We start from the raw sequence: 24,968 nt of genomic DNA, 5'->3' as shown, positions 1-24,968 counted from the left end.
CCTTCGAGAGGAGCCGCAGTGACCACCCCTTCCACCGCTTCTGTATTGACCCAGCCGGCCAGCGTCAATGGCGTGGCGCTGCACCTGCCGGGTGAGGCACCCGACACCGGGACCCTGCGCCAGCGTGCCTGCAGCGAACTGCTGCGCCAGGCCGCGCAGGAGGCCGGCCTGCTCGGCATCGAGGACAGCGCCAGCCCCGATGGCGTGCTCAGCGCGGACGCCAGCGACGCCATCGAGCAGCTGCTCGAACGTGAGCTCACCCGCGCCGAGCCGGACGAGGCGGCTTGCCGGCGCCACCACGCGGCCCACGAGGCGACCTACCGTCAGGGCGACCGGGTGCTGCTGCGGCACATCCTCTTCGCGGTGACGCCGGGGGTCGATGTACGGCGCCTGCGCGAGCGCGCCGAGCAGGTCCTGCTCGAGGTGCGCTGCACGGACGCCGCCGACGCGCAGGCATCGGTCGACGACCTCTTCGGTCGGCGTGCCGCCGAGCTGTCGAATTGCCCCAGCGCCCAGGAGGGCGGCCACCTGGGCTGGGTCACGACCCCGGACCTCGCCCCGGAACTGGCGCGCGAGCTGTTCAGCGGCCAGGAGGTGGGTGTGCTGCCGCGGCTGGTGCACAGCCGCTTCGGCCTGCACGTCGTCGAGGTGCTGCGCCGCGAAGTCGGTACCGTCGCACCGTTCGAGTCGGTGCGGGCAGCGGTGCGGCTGTCGCTGCAGCAGCAGTCCTGGGCGACGGCGTTGCGCCAGTACCTGCAGTTGCTGGCCGGCCAGGCACAGGTGGTCGGGGTGCAACTGGATGCTGCCGACACCCCCTTGCTGCAGTGAGTCTTGCCCAACAGATTGAAGGATCGGAGCGACGATGCAACCCTTTGCCTTTCCCGCCGCAGCCGCTGAGGCTCGTTCCGGTCTGCGGGCAATGGCCTGCCTTCCCCTGGCGCAGCCGCCTGCCACGACGGTCGGCACCGGGGGGCGCCGCAATGCGCAGGGTGAAGCCGACATCGCCCTGCTGCGCCGGGCCTTCGACCCGGCCGAACCTGCCGAGGTGTCGCTCGACACCCTGCGCACGAACAGCCTGGTGGTGCGCCACCCGATCGGTCCGCTCCAACTCTCCAGTCCGGCTGCGCCCGTGCCCGCCTGGTGGCTGCTGCGCCGTGGGCGCATTGCACTGGGCTGGCAGACCGAGCAGGACCTCTTTGCCGAGAAGCGCCTGATCGGCCCGGGAGAGTGGCTGGACGTTGCCGGCGCCATGGCTGCGCCGGCGGCCTGGATCGAGGCGGCCCAGTGCCGTACCCCCGTCGAACTGCTGGCGGTGCCGGTCAGTGCGCTCCACCAGGCCTGCGCCCAGGATCTCGCCCTCATGCAGGCCGTCGGCAGGCTGCTCGCCACGAGGGTGCGAAGCCTCAGCGACACGCTGCACGACGTCGTGACCGCCGACGTGCCGGCGCGCCTGGCCCGTTGGTTGCTGCGCCGCCTGGAGGCGCGTGGCAACGACCAGCCGTTGCGGCTGGTGCTGACCGAACTGAAGCAGTCGATCGCCGCGCAATTGGGAACCACCTCGGAGACCTTCTCGCGCGCACTGCGAAAGCTGTCCGATGCCGGCATCGTGCAGGTGGAGGGCTATGCGCTGACCGTGCTGGATGTCGACGCGCTGGGTTGCATTGCCTGGCCATCCGTGGGGAGCGTCAGCGCTCGCCAGTCCTTTTCGGCACGTCGTCGCGTCGGGGCGTCGCCGGGTTGAGCTTGCGCAAGCGCGCCGCCGGTCGGCGAGGCGGGAGTTGACCCGCCGCAAATCCACACGTTGCGCGCCACCCAGAATCCCGCTCACCTTCTGGATGGACCGCATCGGGGGGACTGCTGTCCTCCGGTGTGCGTCCTCCGTGTGCCACGGCTGTGGCCTCGTGCCGGCCCGCCCGGGTCAACGTCCGACTCATCATGTCCCCACCCCGCAAACCCCAGCTGGTCTGCCCGGCCGGCTCCCTGCGCGCCCTGCAGTGCGCCGTGGATGCTGGCGCCGACGCCGTTTACCTCGGCCTGAAGGACGCCACCAATGCGCGCAACTTCGCCGGCCTGAACTTCGACGACGCCCAGGTGCAGGCCGGCGTGGCCCATGCCCATGCCCGTGGCGCCCAGGTGCTGATGGCGCTGAACACCTTTGCTGCGGCGCGCGACCCCTCGCCCTGGTTTCGAGCTGCGGACAAGGCGGTGGCGCTGGGCGCGGATGCGCTGATCGTGGCCGACACCGCGGTGATGGCCTGGTGCCGCCGCCGGCACCCGCAGCTGCGCCTGCACCTGTCGGTGCAGGCCTCGGCCACCAGCCACGCGGCGATCGAGTTCTACCGTGAGCGCTACGGCATCCAGCGCGCCGTGCTGCCGCGCGTGCTGACGCTGCAGCAGGTGGCGCAGGTGATCGAGCGCACCGAGGTGGACATCGAGGTGTTCGGCTTCGGCAGCCTGTGCGTGATGGTCGAGGGCCGCTGCGCGCTGTCCTCCTGGGCCACCGGCTGCTCGCCCAACAACGCCGGGGTCTGCTCGCCCGCCTCGGCGGTGCGCTGGAGCGAGGACGCCCGCGGCGTGCAGGCCCGCCTGAACGACGTGCTGATCGACGTCTACGCCCCGGACGAGGCGCGTGGCTACCCGACGCTGTGCAAGGGCCGCTTCGTGGTCGACGGCCGGCGCGGGTACGCGCTGGAGGAGCCGACCAGCCTGAACACCCTGGATGTGCTGCCGCAGCTGATCGGCATGGGCGTGGCGGCCATCAAGATCGAGGGCCGCCAGCGCAGTGCGGCCTACGTCGAGCAGGTCACGCGCGTCTGGCGTGCCGCCATTGACCGCGCGGCTGTCGCGCCCGAGCGCTACCAGGTGGCGCCGGAATGGAGCCACACCCTGGCGCGCCACGCCGAGGGCCAGCAACACACCCTCGGCGCCTACGACCGACCCTGGCGATGAACATGCCGACCTCCGCTTCCCTTGCGGGCACCGACGCCCCTGCCGAGCCGGGCCGCTTCGGCCTGACCATCGGCCCGGTGCTCTACCACTGGCCGCGCCAGGCGCTGATGGACTTCTACGCCGAGGCGGTCGAGACGCCGGCCGACACCATCGTGATCGGCGAGGTGGTCTGCGCGCGCCGGCGCGAGCTGCGCCTGCCGGACTGGCTGGCGCTGGGGGCCGACCTGGCCGCCGCCGGCAAGACGGTGGTGCTGGCCGCCCAGGCGCTGATCGAGACCGAGGCCGACCTGCGCCTGCTGGAGCGCCAGGCCGAGCAGACCGATTTCGCCGTCGAGGCGGCCGACGCCTCCGCGCTGCACCTGCTGGCCGAGCGCGTGCCGCTGGTGCTGGGGCCGCACCTGAACATCTACAGCCGCGCCGCGCTGGTCGAGCACGCCGCGCTGGGCGCCGGGATGGGCCTGGGCCGCTGGGTGGCGCCGGTGGAGCTGCCGCTGGACGACATCGCTGCCATCAATCCGGCCGCCGACCCGGTGTGCACCCCGGCGGGCGCGCCCGTCCAGACCGAGGCCTGGGCCTTCGGCCGGGTGCCGCTGGCCTTTTCGGCGCGTTGCTTCACAGCGCGCCACCACCACCTGCCCAAGGATCAGTGCGGCTTCCGCTGCATCGAGGATCCGGACGGCCTGGCGATGGACACCAGCGAGGCGCGGGCCTTCCTGGTGCTCAACGGCACGCAGACCCAGTCGGCCGCGGTGCAGTGCCTGCTCGGCGAGCGCGAGGCGCTGCGCGCCGCCGGGGTGAGCCGCCTGCGGCTGTCGCCCTGTGCGCGTGGCTTTGCCCGGGTGGTGGAGGACTTCCACGCCGTGGCCAACCAGGGGGCCAAGGCGGCCGAGCGCCTGGCGAGCTGGGCCGCACTCGGCGTGCCCGGGCCCTTTGCCAATGGATACGCCCGGCGCCGAGCCGGGATGGAATGGAGTGTCACCGCATGAACCCGATGCCCGCCACATCCCTTTCGGTGCCCCTCGCCGGTGCCGCCACACGCCCGCTGCCGCCCGGCCTGCCCGTGGCACTGGGGGCGATTCACCGCCGGATCTGTGACCTGGTCGAGCACCTGCCGAGCGCGCCGCCTTCCACACTGGCCGCGCTGGCGCTGAACCGCTGGCTGCTGCACCGGCTGCCTGACGATGCACGGCGCGCGCTGCAGGGCCGCATTGTGGCGCTGCATGTCAGCGACTTCGGCCTGCGCGTGCGCCTGTTGCTCGGGCCGGGTGGTTTCTCGGCAGCGGCCGAGCAGGGCGAGTGTGCGCTGTGCATCCGGGCCACCGCGGGCGGCTTCCTGCGGCTGGCGCGTGGCGAGGAGGATCCGGACCGGCTCTTCTTCGAGCGCGAGCTGGTGATGGAGGGTGACACCGAGCTCGGCCTGGTGCTCAAGAACTCGCTCGACGCGATCGGCCCGCTCTGGGAGCGCGGCTCGAATTGACGCCGGGGCACGCAGGCTCATCCAGGCGCGACGCACCTTGTTGGTGCAAGAATCGCGCATGACGTCTTCGCACCAGCCGCCCATGCCTGCCCAAACGGCCGCTTCTGAGCGCCGCCTGCGATGGTGGCAGCGCCTCGGCCTGCAGCGCCAGACCGTCGATTGGCGCGAGCGGCTGCGCGACAGCCTCGGCGCGGCACTGGGCGTGGGCGTATCGGGCAGCGTGGGCTGGTGGTTGCTGGGGGGGCAGGGTGGCGCCCTCTGGCTGGCGGCGCCGATGGGCGCATCCGCGGTGCTGCTCTTCGCGGTGCCCAGCAGCCCGTTGGCGCAGGCCTGGCCGGCGCTGGCCGGCAACGTGGTCGCAGCGCTGGTGGGCACCGCCGTGTACCAGGCCTGGGGCGCCGGGCCGGCTGCGGCCGCGGCGGCGGTGGGCCTGGCGCTGCTGCTGATGTTCCCGCTGCGCTGCGTGCACCCGCCGGGTGGCGGCACCGCCCTGGTGGCCGTGCTGGGCGGGCCAACGGTGCATGCGCTGGGCTGGGGCTTCGCCTTCGTGCCCGTCGGGTTGAATGCCGCCCTGCTGGTCGCGGTGGCCAAGCTCTATCGCCGTGCCACGGCGCCGCAACGCGCGCACACGCCGCCGGTCCACGACAACCGGCACCAGACCCGCGACGCCGCACCGCAGGACCGCATCGGCCTGACGCGAGCCGACCTGGATGCCGCGCTGCGCGATTTCAACCAGTTGGTCGACATCGACCGCGACGCACTGGAGGACCTGCTGCGCCAAGCCCAGGCACAGGCCTGGCAGCGCCGCTTCGGCAGCGTGCGATGCGTGGACATCATGTCTCGCGACCTGGTGACCGCCGAGTTCGGCACCCCGCTGGAGGAGGCCTGGCAACTGCTGTACGTTCACCGCATCAAGGCGCTGCCGGTGGTGGACCGGGCGCGCCGGGTGATCGGCATCGTCACGCTGATCGATTTCATCAAGCAGGCAAGGCTCGACCCGCGCGACCCGCGCAGTTTCGGCGAGCGGGTGCGGCGCCTGTTGAACGCCACCCCTGGGCCCAGTTCGGACAAGCCGGAGGTGGTCGGCCAGATCATGGCCCACCCGGTCCACACCGTGGCCAGCGATGCGGTGGTGGTGGAGCTGGTGCCGCGGCTGTCCGACCTGGGCCTGCACCACGTGCCGGTGGTGGACGCCGAGCGGCGGCTGGTCGGCATGGTCACGCAGTCGGACCTGGTGGCCGCGCTGTACCGGGCGCAGGCGGGCTGATCGGCCGGCGGGTGCCTGGCCGCGTGTTCCCGAGCAGATTCAGCGCGGCACGAGGAAGGTGGTGGCCTCGCGCACGGCGATACCCTGCACCCCCGGGCTGGCCAGCGTCAGCGTGACGGGGTGGGCGCCTGGGGTGGCAGCGGCCTCGGCGGGCAGCGACAGCCGCACGGTGTAGGAGCGCACCTCGCCGGGCTGCAGGGTCCAGACCTGCGGCTCGTCCAGCGCCAGGCCGTTCAGCCCCTTCAGGCCGTTCGGTCCTTCGACGCCGAGCTGGTAGGGCGTGGCCGTCTCGCGCCGGTTCATCAGCTGCACGCGGTAGAGGTTCTCGATGCGGCCGGTCTCGCCGATGCGCGCCATCATGCCGCGGTCGCGGATCACGTCCATGCCCACCACCGGGCGCATCGCCATGCCGTAGCCGAAGGCCGCCAGCGAGCCCGCCAGCAGCGCACCGTAGATCAGCACGCGCGGGCGAATCACCCGGGCGAGCTGCTGCTGGCGCGTCCAGCCCTGGGCCACGCCGTTGCCGGTACCGTAGCGGATCAGGCCGCGCGCGTAGCCCATCTTGTCCATCACGTCGTCGCAGGCGTCGATGCAGGCGGCGCAGCCGATGCACTCGGCCTGCAGGCCGTCGCGGATGTCGATGCCAGTGGGGCAGACCTGCACGCACAGCGTGCAGTCGATGCACGAGCCCAGGCCCAGCGCCTTCGGGTCGGCCTTCCTGGAGCGCGAGCCACGCGGGTCGCCGCGCGCCGTGTCGTAGGCGATCACCAGCGAGTCACCGTCCAGCAGCGTGCTCTGGAAGCGCGCATAGGGGCACATGTAGGTGCAGATCTGCTCGCGCAGCCAACCGGCGTTGCCGTAGGTGGCAAAGCCGTAGAAGACGATCCAGAAGGTGGCCCAGGGCGTCAGCGCCAGCGTGGCCACCTGCATGGCCAGCTCGCGGATGGGCAGGAAGTAGCCCACGAAGGTGAAGCCGGTCACCGCCGAGAAGGCGATCCAGGCCGCGTGCTTGCCGCCCTTGCGGCGCAGCTTGTCCAGGCCCCAGGGCTGCTGGTCCAGGCGCATGCGGGCGAGCCGGTCGCCTTCGGTCTTGAGCTCCATCCACAGGAAGATGTGCGTGTAGACCGACTGTGGGCAGGCGTAGCCGCACCACAGCCGCCCGGCCACGGCGGTGAAGAAGAACAGCGCCAGCGCGCTGATCACCAGCAGGCCGGCCAGGAAGATCAGGTCCTGTGGCTGCAGCACCAGCGCGAAGAGGTAGAAGCGCGGCGTTTCCAGGTCGAACAGCACCGCCTGGCGGTCGTTCCAGCTCAGCCAGGGCACGCCGTAGAAGATGATCTGCGTGACCCAGACCATGATCCAGCGCCAGCGCGCGAACACGCCGCTGACGGCGCGCGGGTAGATCTTGGCGGTTGCCTGGAACAGGGAGGTCGTGGCGGCTGGCGAGGCCACTGGCGAGGTGGCGGGCGCGGCGGGGCCGGGCGGTGGCGTCATGGAGTGGGGCGTGGATGGGGACGCGGATGGGCACGCGTCAGGGCGATGGCAAGGGGCTCGCATGGCGCGGCAAGCGCGGGCTGGCGAGGCGCCGAAGTGTATCGGCGCCCTGTCCCTAAACCGGGAATGTCCCCAGGCCTCTGCCCGCTGGCTTGCGTTTCGGCAGGCGTTGTGGCGCGTGCGGACCGCCGTGCCGGCAGGTCAGCGCAGCGGCTTCAGTTCCAGCCGGCGGGCCAGCTTGTGCAGGTTGCTCGCGTCCACGCCCAGGCGCCGTGCGGCGGCGGCCCAGTTGCCGTCGCAGGCCTGCAGGGCGGCCTGCACGCAGGCGCGCTGGGCGGCGTCGGTGGCCTCTTTCAGGGTCGTGGCCGTGAGGCTGGCGGCGAGGTGGGCGGGCAGCGACGCCGCAGCATCGGGCAGGGCTGCGCGCGTGCCGGCTGCCGTGCCCATGGGCGACCCGCTTGGCTGCTCCAGCGGATCGAGGCCGAGCAGGTCCAGCCCCAGGGTGACGATGTGGTGGCGGTCCTCCAGCCGGCCGGCGGCGCGCAGCGCGGCGCGGCCGATCACGTGCTCCAGTTCGCGCACGTTGCCCGGCCAGCCGTAGGCCAGCAGCGCGCGCTCGGCCTCGGCGGACAGGCGCAGGCTGCGCAGCCCCAGGCGGGCGCGATTGAGCTCCAGGAAGCGCCCGGCCAGCGGCAGCACGTCGTCGCGGCGCTCGCGCAGCGGCGGGATCGGCAGCGGGTAGACCGACAGGCGGTGGTACAGGTCAGCGCGGAAGTGGCCGTCGCGCACCGCCGCGCGCAGGTCGCGGTTGGTGGCCGCGACGATGCGGATGTCCACCTTGCGCGGGCGGTCCGAGCCCAGGCGCTGGATTTCGCCGTTCTGCAGCGTGCGCAGCAGCTTGGCCTGCAGCGGCAGCGGCAGCTCGCCCACCTCGTCGAGGAAGAGCGTGCCGCCCTGTGCGGCCTCGACCCGCCCGGCGCGCTCGCCGGTGGCGCCGGAGAAGGCGCCGCGCACATGGCCGAACAGCTCGCTCTCCGCCAGCGTCTCGGGCAGGGCGGCGCAGTTGACCTGCACCAGCGGCTTCTCGTGCCGCGGCGAGAGCCGGTGCAGCCGGCGCGCGAACAGTTCCTTGCCCACGCCGGTCTCGCCCAGCAGCAGCACCGGCAGGTCGCTCTCGGCCACCACGCGGCTCTCCTTGAGCAGCTGGCGCATGGCCTGGCTGTGCGCGGTGATCTCCCAGTCGGCGTCGGCCGGCATGGCCAGCGCCGGGGCATCCTCCTGGGGCCGCACCGTCCAGTCGCGGCCGTGGCGCAGGGCGTGGTTCTCGCGCTCCAGGCGGGTCACGCGCACGGCGGCTTCCACCCACAGGGCGGCCTGGCGCAGCGCGGCGTGGGCGGCGGCGTTGAAGCGCCCGGGCGTCAGGCCGTCCAGCGTCAGCACACCCCAGGGGCGATCGTCCTGCATCAGGCGGATGCCCATGCAGTCGTGCACCGGCAGGGGCTGGCCCTGGCGCGCGTCGATCAGGCCGTCGTAGGGGTCCGGCAGGCGGCTGCCCTGCTCAAAGGCCACCACCTCGGCGCTGGCCAGGATGGCCGCCAGCCGCGGCTGCTCGTGCAGGCGGAAGCGCCGCCCCAGGGCATCGCGCACCAGCCCCACCGTGGCCAGCGGGCGCAGGCAGTCCGGCGGCTCGCCCGGCTCCAGCGCCAGCAGGGCCACCGCGTCGCAGTCGAAGGCGCCGCTCAGGTGGTCGACCACATGCTGCAGCCGCACCGCCGCCGGCAGCCAGACCGCCAGGTCACGCAGCAGATGGGATTCCGTCATGGTCTAAATCACCCTCTGTGGTGAATTATACCTTCTTCGGATGATGGTAAAAAAGACCCATGCCGAGCTAACTCGTTGATCTCACGTGGAAGATGCCTGGCCCGGGTCTTGCCCTGTAAGGGTGCATCGACGCAAAGGATGTTTCCCATGCAGACCTCGCCCCTCACCTGGACCCGTCAAGACGCTCCTGCCCGGCCGCTGCTGGCCGATGGCCCGCTGCCGTCGCCCGGTCGCGAGGCCTGGGCGGTGCCCGACCTCGCCGGGCTGCCGGTGCGAGCCCACCCGGACATCGCGCTGCTGCGGCGTGCTTTCGCCCCGGCCCGGCCGAGCGAGGCCACGCTGGAGCGGCTGCGCACCCACAGCCTCGTGGTGCGCCACGGCATCGGCAACCTCGACCTGCCGGGCGGCCCGGTGCACCCGGTGCCGGCCTGGTGGCTGCTGCGGCGCGGGCGCATGTCGCTGGGCTGGCTGGCCGAGCAGGGCGGCTTCGTGGAGAAGCACATGATCGGCCCGGGCGAGTGGCTCGACGTGGCCGGTGCGCTGTCGGAGTCGCCCGCCTGGGTGGACGCCGCGCAGTGCCGCACCCCGGTGGAGCTGCTGGCCATCCCGCTGCGCACCCTCTTCGACGCCGCCGCGCAGGACCCCGAGCTGATGCGCGCGGTGAGCCAGCAGCTGGCCAGCCGCGTGCGCACGCTCAGCGACACCCTGCACGACGTGGTCACCGCCGACGTGCCGGCCCGGCTGGCGCGCTGGCTGCTGCGCCGCGTCGAAGGGGCGCTCGACGGGCTGGGTGGGTTGGGCGGCCTGGGCGGCATGGCCGCACCCAAGCTGGTGCTCACCGAACTGAAGCAGGCGATTGCCGCGCAGCTGGGCACCACCTCGGAGACCTTTTCGCGGGCGCTGCGCCGCCTGGCCGATGCCGGCATCGTCAAGGTGCAGGGCTACGAGCTGACGCTGCTGGACCTGCCGGCGCTGCAGGCCATCGCCTACCCCGCGCAGCGCGGCGGCAGTGCGCGCCAGTCGTTTGCCGGCACACGGGGGCAGCGCCTGGCCGGCTGATCGGCCGGGTCGACCGAGGTGCTCAGGCGGCGCCGGCCGCCTGCACCCGCTCGAACGGTACGCGCTCCATCAGGTAGCACAGGCAGTCCTGCCGCACCACGCGCTCGTCCAGGGTCAGCATCGCGGGCATCAGGGGCAGCGCCAGGCGCAGGCGCCCTTGCTCGGTGCGGAAGCAGGCGGCGGCCACGTCGGTGCCGGCCTCGTCGCGCACGTCCAGCGGCATCGGGTGGCGGGTGTGGCCGAACGCGGCACCGGCTTCCAGCTCCCTGAAGTTGAGGTGGTCCAGGCGGGCGTCGAGCAGCAGGTCGGCGGCAGCGGAGGCAGGGTCGTCGTCTTCGCCGACGAAGGCGAAGCGCACGTCCTCGCGCACCTTCACCAGCGCGACGGTGTGGTATAGGTCGATGTCGCTCTCGCGCAGCGGGTGGGCGGGGAACTCGGCCAGGTGCAGGCAGGCGTCGAGGAAGCGCGCCGCGGCTGCCTCGTTGGCCGGCACGCCGGGCTTGCCGCACTCGACGGCCACGGCCGGGCACAGCGGCGCAAAGGCCGCCGTCTGCGTGCCCGGCACGCCGCGGAACAGCACCACGGTGCGCGCGAACATGCGCGCCAGGTGCAGGCTGGCCGCGTCCAGGTGGTTGACGATGCCGTAGTGCGGGTTCAGCCCGGTGTTGTTGTGGAGGTCGATGGCGGCGAAGAGCGCGCCCCCGTCGGCCGCGGCCCGCTCGCGCATCCGGGCGTGCACCTCGGCCATCAGCGCCTGCTCGGGTGTGCCGAGAGCGCTCTCGCCGCCGGGCCAGACGCGGTTGTAGTCGGGCTGGCCGTCCAGGCGGCGCAGGCCGTGGCGGGCGGCGCTCACGTTGCCCACCAGCACCGTCATCGCACGCGGCAGCTCCTGCCGGCCGTGGGCGAGCGCGTGGCGCAGCACCTGCTGCAGGGCCACCCAGCCCACGTCCTCGTTGCCATGCAGCAGCACCGAGACGAACAGCTCCGGCCGGCGCTGGCCGGGCAGGTGCAGCAGCAGCGGGCCGGGAAACAGGCGATGCAGGTCGCTCGCCCGGGTGTCGAGCAGCCCGGGCGGCAGATCCGCCAGGCGGGTCAGGTCGAGGCGGGTGAGGGGCGGGGGCGGAGTGAGGGGTGCAGCAGCAGCGAGGTCGGCGATCACAGGCATCAGGCGATTTTCTACAGGGGCCACTCGTGCACCGGCCGGCCGCTGCGCTGGTGCGCCAGGTAGTCGGCGGTGAGGTGGAAGAAGTCGTGGTGGCGGGCGTGGTGGGCCAGCTGCCAGGCCGCACCGTTGCGGCGGGTGCGCAGGCGCGCGGCGAGCAGGTCCAGGCTGCGTTCGCGGTCGGCGGTGTCGATGTCCAGCCGGGCCAGGCCCTCGCGCGCCTGCGCCAGCAGCTCGGCCAGTACCTCGGTGACCGGGTGGTCGCGGCCATCGAGCCAGCGGATCGTCGCGCCCAGGCCGTCGCGGGCGGCGAGGTAGAAGTTGCGCCGCGCGGCGTCGAAGGGCAACTGCGCCTCGGGTGGCTGCGCCGCAGTGGCGAGCATGTGGGCGCAGCCGTAGTAGAAGGCCGCGTTGGCGATCATGTCGGCCACGCTCGGGCCAGCGGGCATCACGCGCTGCTCGATGCGCAGGTGCGGCCGGCCGTCGGGCTCGAAGCCGATCAGCAGCCGGTTCCAGCGCCACAGCGTGCCGTTGTGCAGCCGCAGGTGGGCAAAGCGCTGCGGCGGCTCCTCGCTCACCAGCGGCAGCAGCACCGGGTAGCGCGCCAGGTTGTCGGCAAACAGCTCGGTCGGGTCGGTGCCGACGTAGCCGCTGCCGAAGCTGACGCGCCGCCGCCCGAGGTGCGCCAGGTCGGTCCGGCCCAGGTCGTGCGGCAGGCCGGCGCCGTCACTGTCGTCGCTGCCCTCGCCGCAATCCACCGCCTGCTCGAACAGCGGGATGCGCGTCTCGTGCCAGAGCGCGCGGCCGAACAGGAAGGGCGCATTGGCCGCCAGCGCCACCAGCGGCGCGCTGAGGATCATCGAGGCGTTGAGGTGCCGTGCCACCTGGGCGGCCGGCACCTGCAGGTGGACCTGGAAGGAGGTGGTGGCGGCCTCCAGCATGACGTCTGCGTGACTGGTGTCCAGCGCACCCCGGGCGGCATCGTCGGTGGCCTGCCCCGGCGCGATGCGCAGGCGCAGCGGCCGGCCGCCGCGTGCGGCCAGCACCTGCTGGTTGAGCGCCAGGTAGCGCCGTGCGGGCGTCATGCTGGCCAGGTCGAGGTCCGCCTCGCGCAGCGTCGGCAGCGTGCCGATGGCCACCACCGTGGCCTCGTCCGCCTGGGCGTTGGCCAGGCAGCGTGCCCAGGTGTTGGCCAGCTCGGTTTCCAGCAGCGACAGCGCCGCGCCCTGCAGCGGCCGCGGCGTGCCGTTGAGCTCGATGTTGAAGCGCGACAACTCTGGCACCACCAGCGGGTCAGCCATGCGCGCCAGGAAGCTCTGATTGCAGGGCTTGGGGAAGCCGTTGTGGTCCAGCAGCCAAGCCTCCAGCTCGAAGCCCGCCATGCGCGTGCGCGGCGCATAGCCATGCCGGGCGAACAGCTCGCGCGCCAGCGCCGTCTCGGCGCGCAGGGCCTGCTCGAAGCGGGCGACATCGTCGGCGCTGAACTCGCTGGCGCTGATCTCCTGGCCCATGGCGGTGGCTCCTCGTTCGGGTCTGGCGGCTGCGCCTATCGTCCGCCCAGCGCTGGCCGATGGCGCAGGCGAGCCCGCGCGCCGCTTGATGGTCATCAAGCCCCCTGGCCGGCTAAGCTCGGTTCCGCACCTGCCGGTCGTTGACCGCACGCTCCCCGCTGAAGTCTGAAGTCTGCCGCCTGATGCCCCGCCATACCCCTTTGCTCTCGCCGGAACTGGTCGTGATCCTGGCCGGCGTCACCGCCGCGCTGCACGTGGGCAAGCTGCCGCCGGCGCTGCCGCTGCTGCGCGAGACGCTGGGCGTCACGCTGCTGCAGGCGGGCTTCCTGCTCTCGCTGGTGCAGGTGGCCGGCATGGCGCTGGGCCTGGTGGTGGGGCTGACGGCCGATGGCCTGGGCCTGCGGCGCAGCATGCTCGCCGGTCTGGTGATCCTGGCCGTGGCCAGTGCGCTGGGGGGCTTTGCCGACACGCCGACGCAGTTGCTGCTGCTGCGCGCGGCGGAAGGCTGCGGCTTCCTGCTCGCCTCCCTGCCTGCGCCCAGCCTGATCCGCCGCCTGGTGCCCGGCGAGCGCCTGAGCCGCCGGCTCGGCCTGTGGGGCGCCTACATGCCCACCGGCACCGCGCTGGCGCTGCTCGCCGGGCCCTGGGTGATGGGCGCCGGCAGCTGGCCGCTGTGGTGGTGGCTGCTGGCGGCCTGGAGTGCGGTGATGGCGCTGTGGCTGGTGCGTGCGGTGCCGGCCGATCCGCCGCGGACGGTGCGCCCGTCTCCGGCGGCTGCGGCCCCTGCTGCGGCGCCAAACGGCTGGGCGCAGCGGCTGCGCCTGACGCTCGGCTCGCGCGGGCCCTGGCTGGTGGCGCTCGCCTTTGCCGCCTACTCCAGCCAGTGGCTGGCGGTGATCGGCTTCCTGCCGTCGATCTACGCCCAGGCGGGGCTGGCCGGTCCGGTGGCCGGGTCACTCACCGCGCTGGCCTCGGCGGCCAACATCCTCGGCAACGTCGGCGCCGGCCGGCTGCTGTGGCGGGGCTGGCGTGCGCCGCGCCTGCTGGTGATCGGCTATGTGGCGATGGCGCTGGGCGCGTTCATCGCCTTTGCGCTGCCGGCGGGCGAGGGCGCCTGGCGCCCGGTGCTGCGCTATGCCGCGGTGCTGGTCTTTTCGTCGGTGGGCGGGCTGATCCCGGGGGCGCTGTTCTCGCTGGCGGTGCGCCTGTCACCGAGCGAGCAGACTGTGTCGACCACGGTCGGCTGGGTGCAGCAGTGGTCGTCCCTGGGCCAGTTCGCCGGCCCGCCGCTGGTCGCGGCGGTGGCCGCGGCCGTTGGGGGCTGGCAGTGGACCTGGGGGGTGACGGGGACCGCGTCGCTGCTGGGGCTGGGGCTGGCGGGGTGGATCGCCGTTGCGCTGCGGGCGATCGATCCCGTGACACCGCGCTGAACGCTGGCCCGGGCCGTGGGTAGGCCTACCGTGTCAGCCCCGCGTACACCTGCGCCAGCCGGTGCACCAGGTCCTGCGGGCGGTGCACCAGGGCGTAGCCCTGCTGGCCGAAGAGCATGGGCAGGTAGTCGTTGGCGGCTTCGTCGATGGTGACGCAGAAGGGCGTCAGCCCGGCTTCGCGAGCGGACTGCACGGCGTGGCGGGTGTCCTCCAGGCCGTAGCGGCCTTCGTAGACGTCCAGGTCGTTGGGCTTGCCGTCGGTGAGGATAAGCAGCAGGCGCTGGCGCTCGGGCCGCTCGGCCAGGCGCAGGGTGGCGTAGCGCAGCGCCGCGCCCATGCGGGTGTAGTAGCCCGGCTTGATGGCGCCGACGCGCGCGCGCGCCGGCTCGTTCCAGGCGTCGTCGAAGCCCTTGAGGTGCTGGATGCGCACGTTCTGCCGCCGCACCGAGCTGAAGCCGAGCATCTCGAAGGGGTCGCCGCCGGCGTGCAGGGCCTCGCCGAAGACGTACAGCGCCTCGCGGATGATGTCGATCACGCGCTGCTCTGGGGCGGCGCTGGCGGCCTCGGCCACGGCATCGACGCGGCTGCCGATCTTCCAGAGCTTGCTGGAGGCCGAGCTGCGCGGCGCGTGGCCGCCGCCGTTCCAGACGTAGGCGTCGGTGGACAGCGACAGGTCGGCCAGCAGCAGCGTGGCGAGGCTGCGCTCGCTGCGCACGCGGCGGGTGTAGACGGACGGGGCGGCGCTGCGCGGGGCGCCGCTGCCGCCTTCGACCTGGTGGCGCACCCAGGCGTCCAGGTCGATCTCCTCGCCGTCGGGCTGGGCGCGCGCCGGGCGCGGCGCGGCACGCAGCACCTCCAGGCGGCGGCGCACGCGCCGGGCGGTGGCGCGCAGCGCGGGGGTGGGCGTGAAGGGCTCGCCGGGGTGGGCGATCAGGCACTGCACGCTGCAGTGCTCGGGCTGGAGCACGCCGCGCTTCCAGTCCCACTCGGGCAGGCGGATGCCGGGGCCGAGCGGGCTGTCGTCGGCGGCGGCGCTGGGCAGGTCGAGGTCGAACTTGACGCGCGAGGCGGCCCGCTCGCCGTCAGGTGCCACCGCGATGGCCTCCATGTCGTCGGCGGCGGCCAGGGCGTCGGGGTTCTCGTCCTCGTCGCTGGCGCGGTTGACCTTGACGAAGTCGCCCCAGCTGAGGATCGACTCGGCGCGGAAGAACATCATCAGCGGCGCGTTGTTGCGCTCGTCCTTCACCTCTTCGGCGTGGCGGCGCTTGCGATCGGACTGGGTGGCAGCCTGCTGGCCGGCAGCGTCCTCGCCCCCCTCACCGGGCTCTCCGGCCTGGCGGGCGTTGGCGGCTGGTGCGGGCGCCGGGGCCGATTCGAGCCAGAGCCACACGGGGGCGACGTCGCCGGGCTGCAGCCGGGCAGCGGTCGCGTCAAGCGGCAGCTGGGGTGCCAGCGGATCCTGGCGCAGGGCAGCCTGGACGGCGCGCTCGGCGTCCACCGCTGCGCCGCGCAGGCGCTGCAGCTCGGGGCGCAGCGCGAGCTGGGCCTCGACGAGGCGGGCGTGGCGGCCGCGCAGGCCTGGGAAGCGCTGCAGCGCGCGGCGGGTGGCGCGCAGGTTGAGGCCGATCCAGCCGGTGGCGGTGGCGTCGAATCCGTCGTCGTCACCGTCGAACGCAGGGCCGTCAGACCCGCTGGCGGCCAGCGCGGCCAGCCAGAGGTAGAGCGCACGGTTGAGTTCGGGGTCGGGGAAGACGGCGATGCGCGCCGGCAGCGCCAGGGTCTCGGGCTCCAGCCGGGGCAGCTCGGCGTGGGTGCCGCTGCCGGCGATGCGCTGCAGCAGGCCGCGCGCGCCGCCGATGCGCTGGGCAGCGGCGGTGGACACCCGCACCGCGCTCGCTCCGCCGCCGGCACGGAAGAGCATGCCGATGGCGCGCTCCATGTCGGGCAGGGCCACTGCGGCGGGGGCATGGTTGCGGTCCGCGGCGCGGGTGATGAAGCGATGCCATTGCTGGCCGACCCATTCTTCCATCAGGGCACCTCGGTAGTCGTTGGTGGGCGGTGGGACCGGGGTTGGGATGGGGGTTGCCGGTCGGCGTCCAGCTCGGCACGGCGCTGGCGCAGCGTCTCGGCCACCGCGTCGGCGCCGATCTGCCAGGTCAGCAGCGGCTCGCGCTGGTGGGCGGTCTGCGAGGTTTCGCAGGTGCTCAGGCACTGGCCGCACTGCACGCAGGAGAACATCATGCGCTTGATGTTGCGGGCGTTCAGCCGCATCGGGCAGCCGCCGTCGCAGGCGGCGCCGTCGGGGAAGGCGGTGGTGCTGCAGCTGCGGCAGTCGCGCGCCTTGCTGCGCTGGAAGGCCACGACCATGCCCTTCGGGTTGGCCATCCAGACCAGGCTCTGGAACAGGCCCACGGCGCAGCCGAAGCGGCAGAACAGGTGGCGGGCCAGCGCGAATTCGAGCGTGAAGACGGCGGTGCCGATGGCCAGGAAGCGCGCCTGGTTGGGCGTGGAGCTGCCGCTGAACAGCCTGCTCCAGAGCTCGGCCGGCGGCAGCAGGTAGCTCAGCAGCGTGATGCTCCAGAGGAAGCCGAAGGCGACGCAGCCGAGGAAGAACAGCGGCCACCAGCGGCGCTGCGGGGCACGGTCGGCGCGTGGCGTGCGCTTGCGGTCCCAGAGGCTGTACTTGGCGCTGGCGCGGTGCAGGGTCTGGTTGAGCGTCTCGACGATCGAGAAGTGCGGGCACAGCCAGCCGCAGTACAGGCGCCCGTAGCGCCAGGCCACGCCGAGGAAGGTGGCGATCAGCAGAATCGCGGGCAGGAAGGCGCGCAGCAGGATCGAGAGTGCGGCTTCGTTGGCGCTGAGGCGCCCGGCCAGGAAGTCATCGATGCCCAGTGACCAGCGCTGGCCGAGGAACCACAGCTGCGTCTGGTTCAGGTCGAAGCGCAGCCAGTCGAGGATGGGCGCGACGAGGAACAGGGCGAAGAAGCCCACTTGAAAGAGGCGACGGCGACGCTGCAGGGGCAAGGAGGAGGAGGCAGGAGCAGCCAAGGATGTCGCCGTCGCGCAAAACGGTGGGGTGCGCATGGACTGTTCGCGTGCATGCGACCCGAGGGAATGGATCGGATCGAGCCGGGCTCGATCCGGGGCGTCACTCGCCGATCACGGCACTGACCACTTCGGCCAGTGCTGCGGCGGTGTCCGCATCGTCCGTCAGCGCGTCGACGATGGCGGCGCGGCAGGCGGTGGGCAGCGATACGCCGGAGGCGACGAGCCGGGCGGCCATCACCAGCAGGCGGGTGCTGACGGTTTCTTCGAGGTCGTGGTCGGTCAGGCGGCGCAGTGACTCGGCGAGCTGCACGAGCTGCTGCGCGACCGGGGCGGCCACGCCGGCTTCGGTCTCGACGATGGTGCGTTCCACCGCCGGGGCCGGGTAGCCGAAGTTCAGCGCGATGAAGCGCTGGCGGGTGCTGGGCTTGAGGCTCTTGAGCAGGTTCTGGTAGCCCGGGTTGTAGGAGATCACCAGCATGAACCCGGGCGGCGCGGCGAGCAGCTCGCCGGTACGTTCGATCGGCAGCACGCGCCGGTCGTCGGCCAGCGGGTGCAGCACCACCGTGGTGTCCTTGCGCGCTTCCACCACCTCGTCGAGGTAGCAGATGGCGCCCGAACGCACCGCGCGGGTCAGCGGGCCGTCGTTCCACACCGTGTTGCCGTCGCCGATCAGGTGGCGGCCGACCAGGTCGGCTGCACTCAGGTCGTCATGGCAGCTCACGGTGATGAGCGGTCGGCCCAGGCGCGCGGCCATGTGCTCGACGAAGCGGGTCTTGCCGCAGCCGGTCGGTCCCTTGATCAGCACCGGCAGGCGCTGGCGGAAGGCGTGCTCGAAGAGCGCTGCCTCACCGCCCTGCTCGGCGTAGAACGGGACCGACCCGCTCGCCAGGTCGAGCCTGGCGGGCAGCGCGGCGACCGTGTCGGCCACGTGGCGGGCGCTGGTGAACTCCATCATGGGCTCCGATTGTCCTGCTTTGGCTCAGGCGCTGATCAGGCGCGCTTGGCCGGCACGGCGCGGGCGGAGGCGCCGTTGCCAGCGCTGCCCACTTCAGCCACGTCAGGCTCGTTGGAACCGACGAAGAAGCTGCTCAGGTAGATGATCAGCCCGATCAGGAAGCCCACACCACCGGCCAGGCGCAGCCAGTAGAAGAAGGCCAGCTGGTCCTGCGTGGCCATGAAGCCCATCGCACCGGTTTCCGGCAGACGCTGCAGCCAGACTTGCAGGATGCCTGCGCCGGTCAGGGCCAGCACCATCACGCTCATGCCGATGGTCATGATCCAGAAGGACCACATCTCATAGCTCTGCGCCGTCTTCGGGGCCGACAGGCGGCCACGCAGGGTGGGCATGGCATAGCTGATCATCGTGATGACGACGAGCACGTAGGCGCCGTAGAAGGCCAGGTGGCCGTGCGCCGCGGTGATCTGCGTGCCGTGGGTGTAGTAGTTCACCGGCGACAGGGTGTGGATGAAGCCCCACAGGCCAGCGCCCAGGAAGCCCATCACCGAAGTGCCCACCGCCCAGAGCACAGCGGCCTGGTTCGGGTGTTCACGGCGGCGACGCTGCACCATGTTGAAGGCGAAGACCGTCATCATGAAGAAGGGGATGGGTTCCAGCGCCGAGAAGATGCTGCCGATCCACTGCCAGTAACCCGGCGTGCCGATGAAGTAGAAGTGGTGGCCGGTACCCAGGATGCCGGTCATCAGCGAGAAGGCGATGATGACGTACAGCCACTTGTCGATCACCTCGCGGTCCACGCCGGTGGTCTTCACCAGGACGAAGGCCAGCAGGGCGCCGAGGATCAGTTCCCACACGCCTTCCACCCAGAGGTGGACGACGAACCACCAGTACATCTTGTCGCGCACGAGGTTGTGCGGGTTGACGAAGCTGAACAGGAACATCACCGCCAGGCCCCACAGACCGATCAGCAGCACGAGGCTGATGCTGGTCTTGCGGCCCTTGAGGATGGTCAGCGTGATGTTGTAGAGGAAGGCCAGCGCCACGACGACGATGCCCAGCTTGGTCGGCAGCGGCTGCTCCAGGAACTCGCGTCCCATGGTCATCAGCAGGTCGTTGCCGGTCAGCTCGGCGAGCTTCGCGTAGGGCACCGCCAGGTAGCCGACGATGGTCAGGGCCCCGGCGACCAGGAAGATCCAGAACAGCGCGATGGCCAGCTTCGGACTGTGCAGCTCGGTTTCGGCCTCTTCAGGCACGATGTAGTAGGCCGAGCCCATGAAGCCGAACAGCAGCCAGACGATCAGCAGGTTCGTGTGAACCATGCGGGCCTGGTTGAAGGGGATGTACGGGAACAGCAGGTCCCCGATCAGGTATTGCAGACCGAGCGTGACCCCGAACAGGATCTGCGCGGCAAACAGTGCCAGCGCCGCGATGAAGTACAGCTTCGCGACGGACTGGCTCTTGTACTTGAGCACTGCGGTTGTCATCAGAGTTCTCCTCGCTCAACCTTCGATATTGGGAGGCCACTTTTCAGTGTTGATCTCGCCGGTCCACTTGAGGAACTCGACCAGGTCGCTGAGCTGCTGCTCATCGAGATTGAACTGCGGCATCTGGCGGCGGTGCGCTGTTCCCGTGGGTTGGGCCTTCATCCAGGCCTTGATGAAATCACCGCCGCGGCGCTTGTAAACGTTGCCCAGCTCAGGCGCGAAATAAGCGCCTTCGCCCAGCAGCGTGTGGCAGCCGATGCAGTTGCGGGTCTCCCATATCTTCTTGCCGGCCACCACCGCGGGGGTGATCGCTTGTGCATTGGATCGCTGGGGGATCTGCTTTTCGGTGTGAAACACCAGGGCTACGAACAGCAGTGCGAAGAACACTGTGCCGCCGTAGAAGATGTTGCGGGCCATTTGCTTGGTGAACCCGCTCTGACTTTGGCTCATGAAGGCCTCCTCGGATCGTGGTTCGCGTAGGCTAGGGACGCAGGGGGTCTTTTTCCTTGAAGCGGTTCAAGGATCCAGGCGTTCGGGGCGCGGCGGCCAGCAATCGGCCTGGATGAACCATCCACGCAACGGCGATCAGGGCCAATGAGACCGCTGCACCGGGCAGCCACCAGGCCGGCGCACCGGTCCAGAGCGATGCGGCCAGGCGCGCCAGCGCGGTGGCCTGCAGCAGCCGGAACAACCAGCGCAGCGGGCGGTCGACCGCCACCGCGCGCCCCTGCTGCGTGGCCGTGACCCGGCTGGCCATGGCCAGCAGCGTGGTGAGCATGAAGCCCAGCGTCGCGGCATGCAGCGCGGCCAACGCGATGTCGCCCCAGCCTCCGGGCTGCCCGCGGGCCGCGGTGCCGTGGGTGAGCGCCTGCAGCGCGCACGACGCTGCCAGCCAGACGACGGCGACATGCAGCAAGCGCACGAAGGCGGTGCGCCGGGCCACCCGCAGCGCCGGGTCGAACGCGGCGGCGAGGGTGGCTGCGGCGAGAGTGGCCTGCCCGGCTGCGGCCCCCAGGTGCGCCGCAGCGGGCCAGGCCGGGCCGAGGCCCAGCGCCGCCATGTCGGCCGCTGCGCGCAGTGCCAGGCCCACCTGCAGCGGTCCGAGCAGCCCGCCGGGCAGGCGGTGCAGCCAGGCGGGGTGGAAGAAGGGCGTGAGCCGGTGCGCGGCCGTGATGAACACGCTGGCCACGCCCCAAAGCCCCAGCCGGGCCGCGGCACGCAGGGCCTGCGGGTCCGGCCCGGTGACCAGGGCCAGTGCGGCGGCGGCCAGGGCCGCGGCGATCCACCAGAGCGCCCAGCCGATCGCACGGGCATGCAGGCGGTCGGCAGCGGGCAACCGGCTGGCCCGCAGCAGCCGCTGCTGCTGCACGCACAGGCCGGTCCAGCCCAGGGCGGCCAGCGTGGTGCCGGCGGCGGCCCCGCGTGCGTCGAGATGCAGGCCGGGCAGGGCCAGGGCCCAGCCGGCCAGCCATAGAGCGGCGGGCCCGCGCAGGGGGCGCACCGCCACTGGTGGCAGCGCCAGCCACTTCGGCCCGGCGGTGAACAGGAAGCCGGCGATGAAGGCGGGCATGAAGCCCAACGCCAGCACCAGCGCGTGGGCGCCCGCCGGGGCGACGGCCCAGGGCGGGGCGTGGCCGAGCGCGGTCAGCACCGAGACCACCGCCCACCACAGGGCGATGCCCACCCAGGCCAGGGCACCCGCCGTGAACAGCAGGCGGTGCGGGGCACTCAGCAGCCGGGCCAGCAGCTGGGCCAGCAGCCGGGATGCGGATGCGGCCAAGGCAGTGCCAGATCAGCGGGAACGCAGCTCGGTGAGGGCCATGGCGGCACCCCTGGTGGCTGTGCCGCACAGGGCCGCCATGCGGGCCGGATTGAGCTGCGCCTGCAGGCCGACCACCGTGCCGACCAGGATCAGGGCCGGGGCCTTGATGCCCTCGGCCACAGCCAGGGCCGGCAGGTCGCGCAGGCAGCCGACGACGCAGCGCTGGTCGGGCAGCGAAGCGCGTTCGACCAGGGCGGCCGGGGTGTCCATCGGCATGCCATGGGCGATCAACTGGGCGCTGATCTGCGGCAGCCGACCCAGGCCCATGTAGATCACCAGCGTCTGGTGCGGACGGGCCAGGGCGGCCCAGTCCACGTCCGGCGCGTCGGGGTCATCGCCAGGGGCTGTGGTGTGGCAGCGGTCGGCGCGGCCGTGGCCGGTCACGTAGGTCACCGCGGTGGCGTGGTCGCGGTGCGTCAGCGGGATGCCGGCGGCCGCCGCGGCGCCCTGTGCCGCGCTGATGCCGGGCACGACCTCGAAGGGGATGCCCGCCGCGGCCAGTGCGAGCGCTTCCTCTCCGCCCCGGCCGAAGATGTAGGGGTCGCCGCCCTTGAGCCGCACCAGGCTTCGCCCGCTGCGCGCCAGGCGCAGCATCAGCTCGACGATCGCTTCCTGCCCCAGCGTGTGCTGCCCGGCTTCCTTGCCGACGTAGATCAGGTCGGCATCGTCGGGCACCAGCCGCAGCACCTCGCGCGAGACCAGGTGGTCGTAGAGCAGCAGCCGAGCGTTGCCGAGCAGGCGGGCGGCCTTGAGGGTGAGCAGTTCCGGGTCGCCCGGGCCGGCGCCGATCAGGCTCACGAAACCAGGGGCCTGGGGCGCGGCATCCGCGGCGGGGCGCAGACGTGAGCGGTCATCCAGCATGTTCATGGCCACATCGTCGGCCTCGTGGGGGCCGGGCGTCCTTGAACTGGTTCAAGGCTGGGGCGGTCGCTTGGGGGTGGCGGGCTTCCCCCTTTGGGGGGAGGCCGGTTGTGTCCGGGCGTCACTAGCATCGCTTCATCCGCCACCCGACCCGCCACCTGCCATGCAAGCCGTCCTCCTCAGCGATCACCCGCCCCTCCTCGCCGGCCTGCGCGCCACCCTGTCCAGCCTGGGGGGTGAGGTGACGGTGCAACGGGCCACGCGGCTGCCTGCGCGGGCCGATCACCACCCCGACCCGGTTGTCGGCGCGCGTGAGGGTTCCACCGCGGCGCAGGCCTGCACGACCGACATGGTCTTCGTCGATCTGGCCTGGTGCGGGCTGCCGCGGTTGTCGCGGGTCACGCAGGGCCTGCGTGCGCGCCTGGCCGACACGCCCGTGGTGGTGCTGCTGGACCGGCCCGAGCAGGTGGCCCAGCTGCTCCAGGCCCACATCGACGCCGACCTGCTGGTGGCCAAAAGCGCGGCGCCGACGGTGGTATGCCGCTCGGTCCAGCGCTTCCTGGTGTGCCGGCCCCACTGAACCGGGTGAAGCGGGCGCACGGCCTGCGAGGCCTTGCGCCGACCGGGCGCCTCAGCCCGATCCATGGGTCAGTGGCTTGGCCGGTCAGCCGTTCGCGACCGGGCGCAGGTGGCTGCCGCCGAGGGTGCCGGCGAAGCGCTGGCGGATCGAGGCCTCGATGCCCGCGGCATCCAGCCCGCACTGCGCCAGCAGCAGCGCCGGGTCGCCGTGCTCGATGTAGCGGTCGGGCAGCCCCAGGTTGAGCACGGGCACCTTGATGCCCGCTGCCTGCAGGGCCTCCAGCACGGCAGAGCCGGCCCCGCCTGCCAGGCAGCCTTCCTCCACCGTCACCAGCGCGTCGTGGCTGCGGCCCAGGCGCTCGACCAGGGCCGTGTCCAGCGGCTTGATGAAGCGCATGTTGGCCACGCTGGCGTCCAGCGCCTCGGCGGCTTCGAGCGCCGGGTAGAGCAGGCTGCCGAAAGCCAGGATGGCGATGCGCCGGCCGCTGCCGGGCGCTGCGGCGCTGTCGCGGCGGACCTCGCCCTGGCCCCAGGGCAGCTCGTCCAGCTCGCTGCCCACCGCCAGGCCGGCGCCGCTGCCGCGCGGATAGCGCACCGCCACGGGTGCGCCGTGGTGGTGGGCGCTGGTCAGGGCGCGGCGCAGCTCCGGCTCATCGGCGGGGGCGATCAGCGAGACGTTCGGGATGCAGCGCAGGTAGGCGATGTCGTAGGCGCCCGCATGGGTGGCCCCATCGGCACCGACCAGGCCGGCGCGGTCGAGCGCGAACACCACCGGCAGGTTCTGCAGCGCCACGTCGTGGATCAGCTGGTCGTAGGCGCGCTGCAGGAAGGTGGAGTAGATCGCCACCACCGGCTTGAGGCCCTCGCAGGCCAGGCCGGCGGCGAAGGTGACCGCATGCTGCTCGGCGATGCCCACGTCGTGGTAACGGTCCGGGAAGCGCCGGTGGAACTCCACCATGCCGGAGCCCTCGCGCATGGCTGGCGTGATGCCGACCAGCTTCGGATCCGCCTCGGCCATGTCGCACAGCCACTGGCCGAAGACCTGGGTGAAGGTGGGCTTGGGCGGCGTGGCCGGCTTGACCAGGCCGATGCGGGGGTCGAACTTGCCGGGACCGTGATAGGAGATCGGATCGGCCTCGGCCAGCTTGTAGCCATAGCCCTTGCGGGTGACCACGTGCAGGAACTGCGCGCCGGACTTGTCGCGCAGGTTCTCCAGCGTCGGGATCAGCGCATCGAGGTCGTGGCCGTCGATCGGGCCGACGTAGTTGAAGCCCAGCTCCTCGAAGATCGTGCCCGGCACGACCATGCCCTTGGCGTGTTCCTCGAAGCGGCGCGCCAGCTCGAACAGCGGCGGCGCGTTCTTCAGCACGTTTTTGGCGCCCTCGCGCGCGGCGGCGTAGAACTTGCCGCTCATCAGCCGGGCCAGGTACTTGTTGAGTGCGCCCACCGGCGGGCTGATCGACATGTCGTTGTCGTTCAGGATCACCAGCAGGTTGGGCACCTTGCCGGCGTGCGGCATGCCGGCGTTGTTCAGTGCCTCGAAGGCCATGCCCGCGGTCATCGAGCCGTCGCCGATGATGGCCACGGCGCGGCGCTTCTCGCCCTTGAGCTGGGCCGCCATCGCCATGCCGAGCGCGGCCGAGATCGAGGTGGACGAGTGCCCGGTGCCGAAGGTGTCGTACTCGCTCTCGGCCCGGCGCGGGAAGCCCGACAGGCCGTCCAGCTGGCGCAGCGTGTGCATGCGGTCACGCCGGCCAGTGAGGATCTTGTGCGGGTAGGTCTGGTGGCCCACGTCCCACACCAGCCGATCCTCGGGGGTGTGGAAGACGTGGTGGAGCGCGACGGTCAGCTCCACCGTGCCGAGGTTGGATGACAGGTGGCCGCCGGTGCGCGACACGCTCTGCAGCAGGAACTCGCGCAGCTCGACGGCCAGCTGCTTGAGCTCCGCGCGCGCGAGCCGGCGTACGTCGGCCGGGCTGTCGATGCGGGAGAGCAGCGGGTGGGCGGAGGAGGTGTTCATCGCAGGAGAGGTTCCATCGGGAGGCG

General features: G+C 72.1%; 21 protein-coding genes. 9 read left to right on the top strand and 12 right to left on the bottom strand.

Features of this window, described 5'->3' with window-relative positions:
* The first annotated feature begins 18 nt into the window (after positions 1-18).
* The 6 genes from NGK70_RS23180 (at position 19) to NGK70_RS23155 (ending at position 5,693) form a co-directional block, all read left to right on the top strand.
* Positions 19-828: a peptidylprolyl isomerase gene (locus NGK70_RS23180; protein ID WP_251970811.1), complete on the top strand. Its 810-nt coding sequence runs from the start codon at positions 19-21 to the stop codon at positions 826-828.
* A gap of 34 nt (positions 829-862) precedes the next feature.
* Positions 863-1,741, top strand: a complete 879-nt coding sequence (locus NGK70_RS23175; protein WP_251970810.1) for a Crp/Fnr family transcriptional regulator — start codon at positions 863-865, stop codon at positions 1,739-1,741.
* A gap of 194 nt (positions 1,742-1,935) precedes the next feature.
* On the top strand, positions 1,936-2,949 hold the full coding sequence (ubiU, locus tag NGK70_RS23170) for a ubiquinone anaerobic biosynthesis protein UbiU (RefSeq protein WP_251970809.1): 1,014 nt from the start codon (positions 1,936-1,938) through the stop codon (positions 2,947-2,949).
* A gap of 2 nt (positions 2,950-2,951) precedes the next feature.
* Positions 2,952-3,935, top strand: coding sequence for a U32 family peptidase (locus NGK70_RS23165; protein ID WP_251970808.1), 984 nt, complete (start codon positions 2,952-2,954; stop codon positions 3,933-3,935).
* On the top strand, positions 3,932-4,426 hold the full coding sequence (ubiT, locus tag NGK70_RS23160) for a ubiquinone anaerobic biosynthesis accessory factor UbiT (RefSeq protein WP_251970807.1): 495 nt from the start codon (positions 3,932-3,934) through the stop codon (positions 4,424-4,426). The genes NGK70_RS23165 and ubiT overlap by 4 nt, the downstream gene beginning before the upstream one ends.
* Positions 4,427-4,508: 82 nt before the next feature.
* Entirely contained in the window at positions 4,509-5,693 is a 1,185-nt protein-coding gene (locus tag NGK70_RS23155; RefSeq protein ID WP_251970806.1) for an HPP family protein, read from the top strand.
* Positions 5,694-5,732: 39 nt separating this feature from the next.
* Here the strand turns inward: NGK70_RS23155 and ccoG are convergent, their stop codons facing one another.
* The gene (gene ccoG, locus NGK70_RS23150) at positions 5,733-7,187 is read right to left on the bottom strand and encodes a cytochrome c oxidase accessory protein CcoG (RefSeq protein WP_251970805.1); all 1,455 of its coding nucleotides are present in this window, start codon (positions 7,185-7,187) and stop codon (positions 5,733-5,735) included.
* A gap of 201 nt (positions 7,188-7,388) precedes the next feature.
* Positions 7,389-9,008: a nitric oxide reductase transcriptional regulator NorR gene (norR, locus tag NGK70_RS23145; RefSeq protein ID WP_251970804.1), complete on the bottom strand. Its 1,620-nt coding sequence runs from the start codon at positions 9,006-9,008 to the stop codon at positions 7,389-7,391.
* A gap of 147 nt (positions 9,009-9,155) precedes the next feature.
* On the opposite strand from norR, the gene NGK70_RS23140 reads away from it, so the two are divergent.
* Positions 9,156-10,067, top strand: coding sequence for a Crp/Fnr family transcriptional regulator (locus tag NGK70_RS23140; protein ID WP_251970803.1), 912 nt, complete (start codon positions 9,156-9,158; stop codon positions 10,065-10,067).
* Positions 10,068-10,089: 22 nt separating this feature from the next.
* On the opposite strand, the gene NGK70_RS23135 is transcribed toward NGK70_RS23140, so the two are convergent.
* Both NGK70_RS23135 and NGK70_RS23130 read right to left on the bottom strand, forming a co-directional pair.
* Positions 10,090-11,232: a M14 family metallopeptidase gene (locus NGK70_RS23135; RefSeq protein WP_251970802.1), complete on the bottom strand. Its 1,143-nt coding sequence runs from the start codon at positions 11,230-11,232 to the stop codon at positions 10,090-10,092.
* An 11-nt stretch (positions 11,233-11,243) separates the two neighbouring features.
* A complete protein-coding gene (locus NGK70_RS23130; RefSeq protein WP_251970801.1) occupies positions 11,244-12,740 on the bottom strand; it encodes a glutamate-cysteine ligase family protein in 1,497 nt (498 codons plus the stop codon).
* Between the two features lie 182 nt (positions 12,741-12,922).
* Between NGK70_RS23130 and NGK70_RS23125 the strand changes: the two genes are divergently transcribed.
* A complete protein-coding gene (locus NGK70_RS23125; RefSeq protein ID WP_251970800.1) occupies positions 12,923-14,170 on the top strand; it encodes an MFS transporter in 1,248 nt (415 codons plus the stop codon).
* A 25-nt stretch (positions 14,171-14,195) separates the two neighbouring features.
* Here NGK70_RS23125 and NGK70_RS23120 read toward each other — a convergent pair whose 3' ends face one another.
* From NGK70_RS23120 to cobA, 7 genes are all read right to left on the bottom strand, one after another.
* Positions 14,196-16,199, bottom strand: a complete 2,004-nt coding sequence (locus tag NGK70_RS23120; protein ID WP_251970799.1) for a nitric oxide reductase activation protein NorD — start codon at positions 16,197-16,199, stop codon at positions 14,196-14,198.
* Positions 16,199-17,218: a 4Fe-4S binding protein gene (locus NGK70_RS23115; RefSeq protein ID WP_251970798.1), complete on the bottom strand. Its 1,020-nt coding sequence runs from the start codon at positions 17,216-17,218 to the stop codon at positions 16,199-16,201. The genes NGK70_RS23120 and NGK70_RS23115 overlap by 1 nt, the downstream gene beginning before the upstream one ends.
* Positions 17,219-17,318: 100 nt before the next feature.
* Entirely contained in the window at positions 17,319-18,173 is an 855-nt protein-coding gene (locus tag NGK70_RS23110; RefSeq protein WP_251970797.1) for a CbbQ/NirQ/NorQ/GpvN family protein, read from the bottom strand.
* Positions 18,174-18,208: 35 nt separating this feature from the next.
* A complete protein-coding gene (locus NGK70_RS23105) occupies positions 18,209-19,660 on the bottom strand; it encodes a cbb3-type cytochrome c oxidase subunit I (RefSeq protein ID WP_251970796.1) in 1,452 nt (483 codons plus the stop codon).
* Between the two features lie 15 nt (positions 19,661-19,675).
* A complete protein-coding gene (locus tag NGK70_RS23100; RefSeq protein ID WP_251970795.1) occupies positions 19,676-20,110 on the bottom strand; it encodes a c-type cytochrome in 435 nt (144 codons plus the stop codon).
* Positions 20,111-20,141: 31 nt separating this feature from the next.
* A complete protein-coding gene (locus NGK70_RS23095) occupies positions 20,142-21,440 on the bottom strand; it encodes an NnrS family protein (protein ID WP_251970794.1) in 1,299 nt (432 codons plus the stop codon).
* A 12-nt stretch (positions 21,441-21,452) separates the two neighbouring features.
* Positions 21,453-22,349: a uroporphyrinogen-III C-methyltransferase gene (gene cobA, locus NGK70_RS23090; RefSeq protein ID WP_251970793.1), complete on the bottom strand. Its 897-nt coding sequence runs from the start codon at positions 22,347-22,349 to the stop codon at positions 21,453-21,455.
* A 157-nt stretch (positions 22,350-22,506) separates the two neighbouring features.
* On the opposite strand from cobA, the gene NGK70_RS23085 reads away from it, so the two are divergent.
* Positions 22,507-22,923, top strand: a complete 417-nt coding sequence (locus NGK70_RS23085) for a response regulator (RefSeq protein ID WP_251970792.1) — start codon at positions 22,507-22,509, stop codon at positions 22,921-22,923.
* Positions 22,924-23,007: 84 nt separating this feature from the next.
* Here the strand turns inward: NGK70_RS23085 and dxs are convergent, their stop codons facing one another.
* Complete coding sequence (gene dxs / locus NGK70_RS23080; protein ID WP_251970791.1) at positions 23,008-24,942, bottom strand: 1-deoxy-D-xylulose-5-phosphate synthase; 1,935 nt, start codon at positions 24,940-24,942, stop codon at positions 23,008-23,010.
* Between the last annotated feature and the right edge of the window lie 26 nt (positions 24,943-24,968).

Origin of the sequence: Sphaerotilus microaerophilus (assembly GCF_023734135.1) — a bacterium.
GTDB lineage: Bacteria > Pseudomonadota > Gammaproteobacteria > Burkholderiales > Burkholderiaceae_C > Sphaerotilus > Sphaerotilus microaerophilus.
This window is presented reverse-complemented; position numbering and strand designations above follow the sequence as displayed.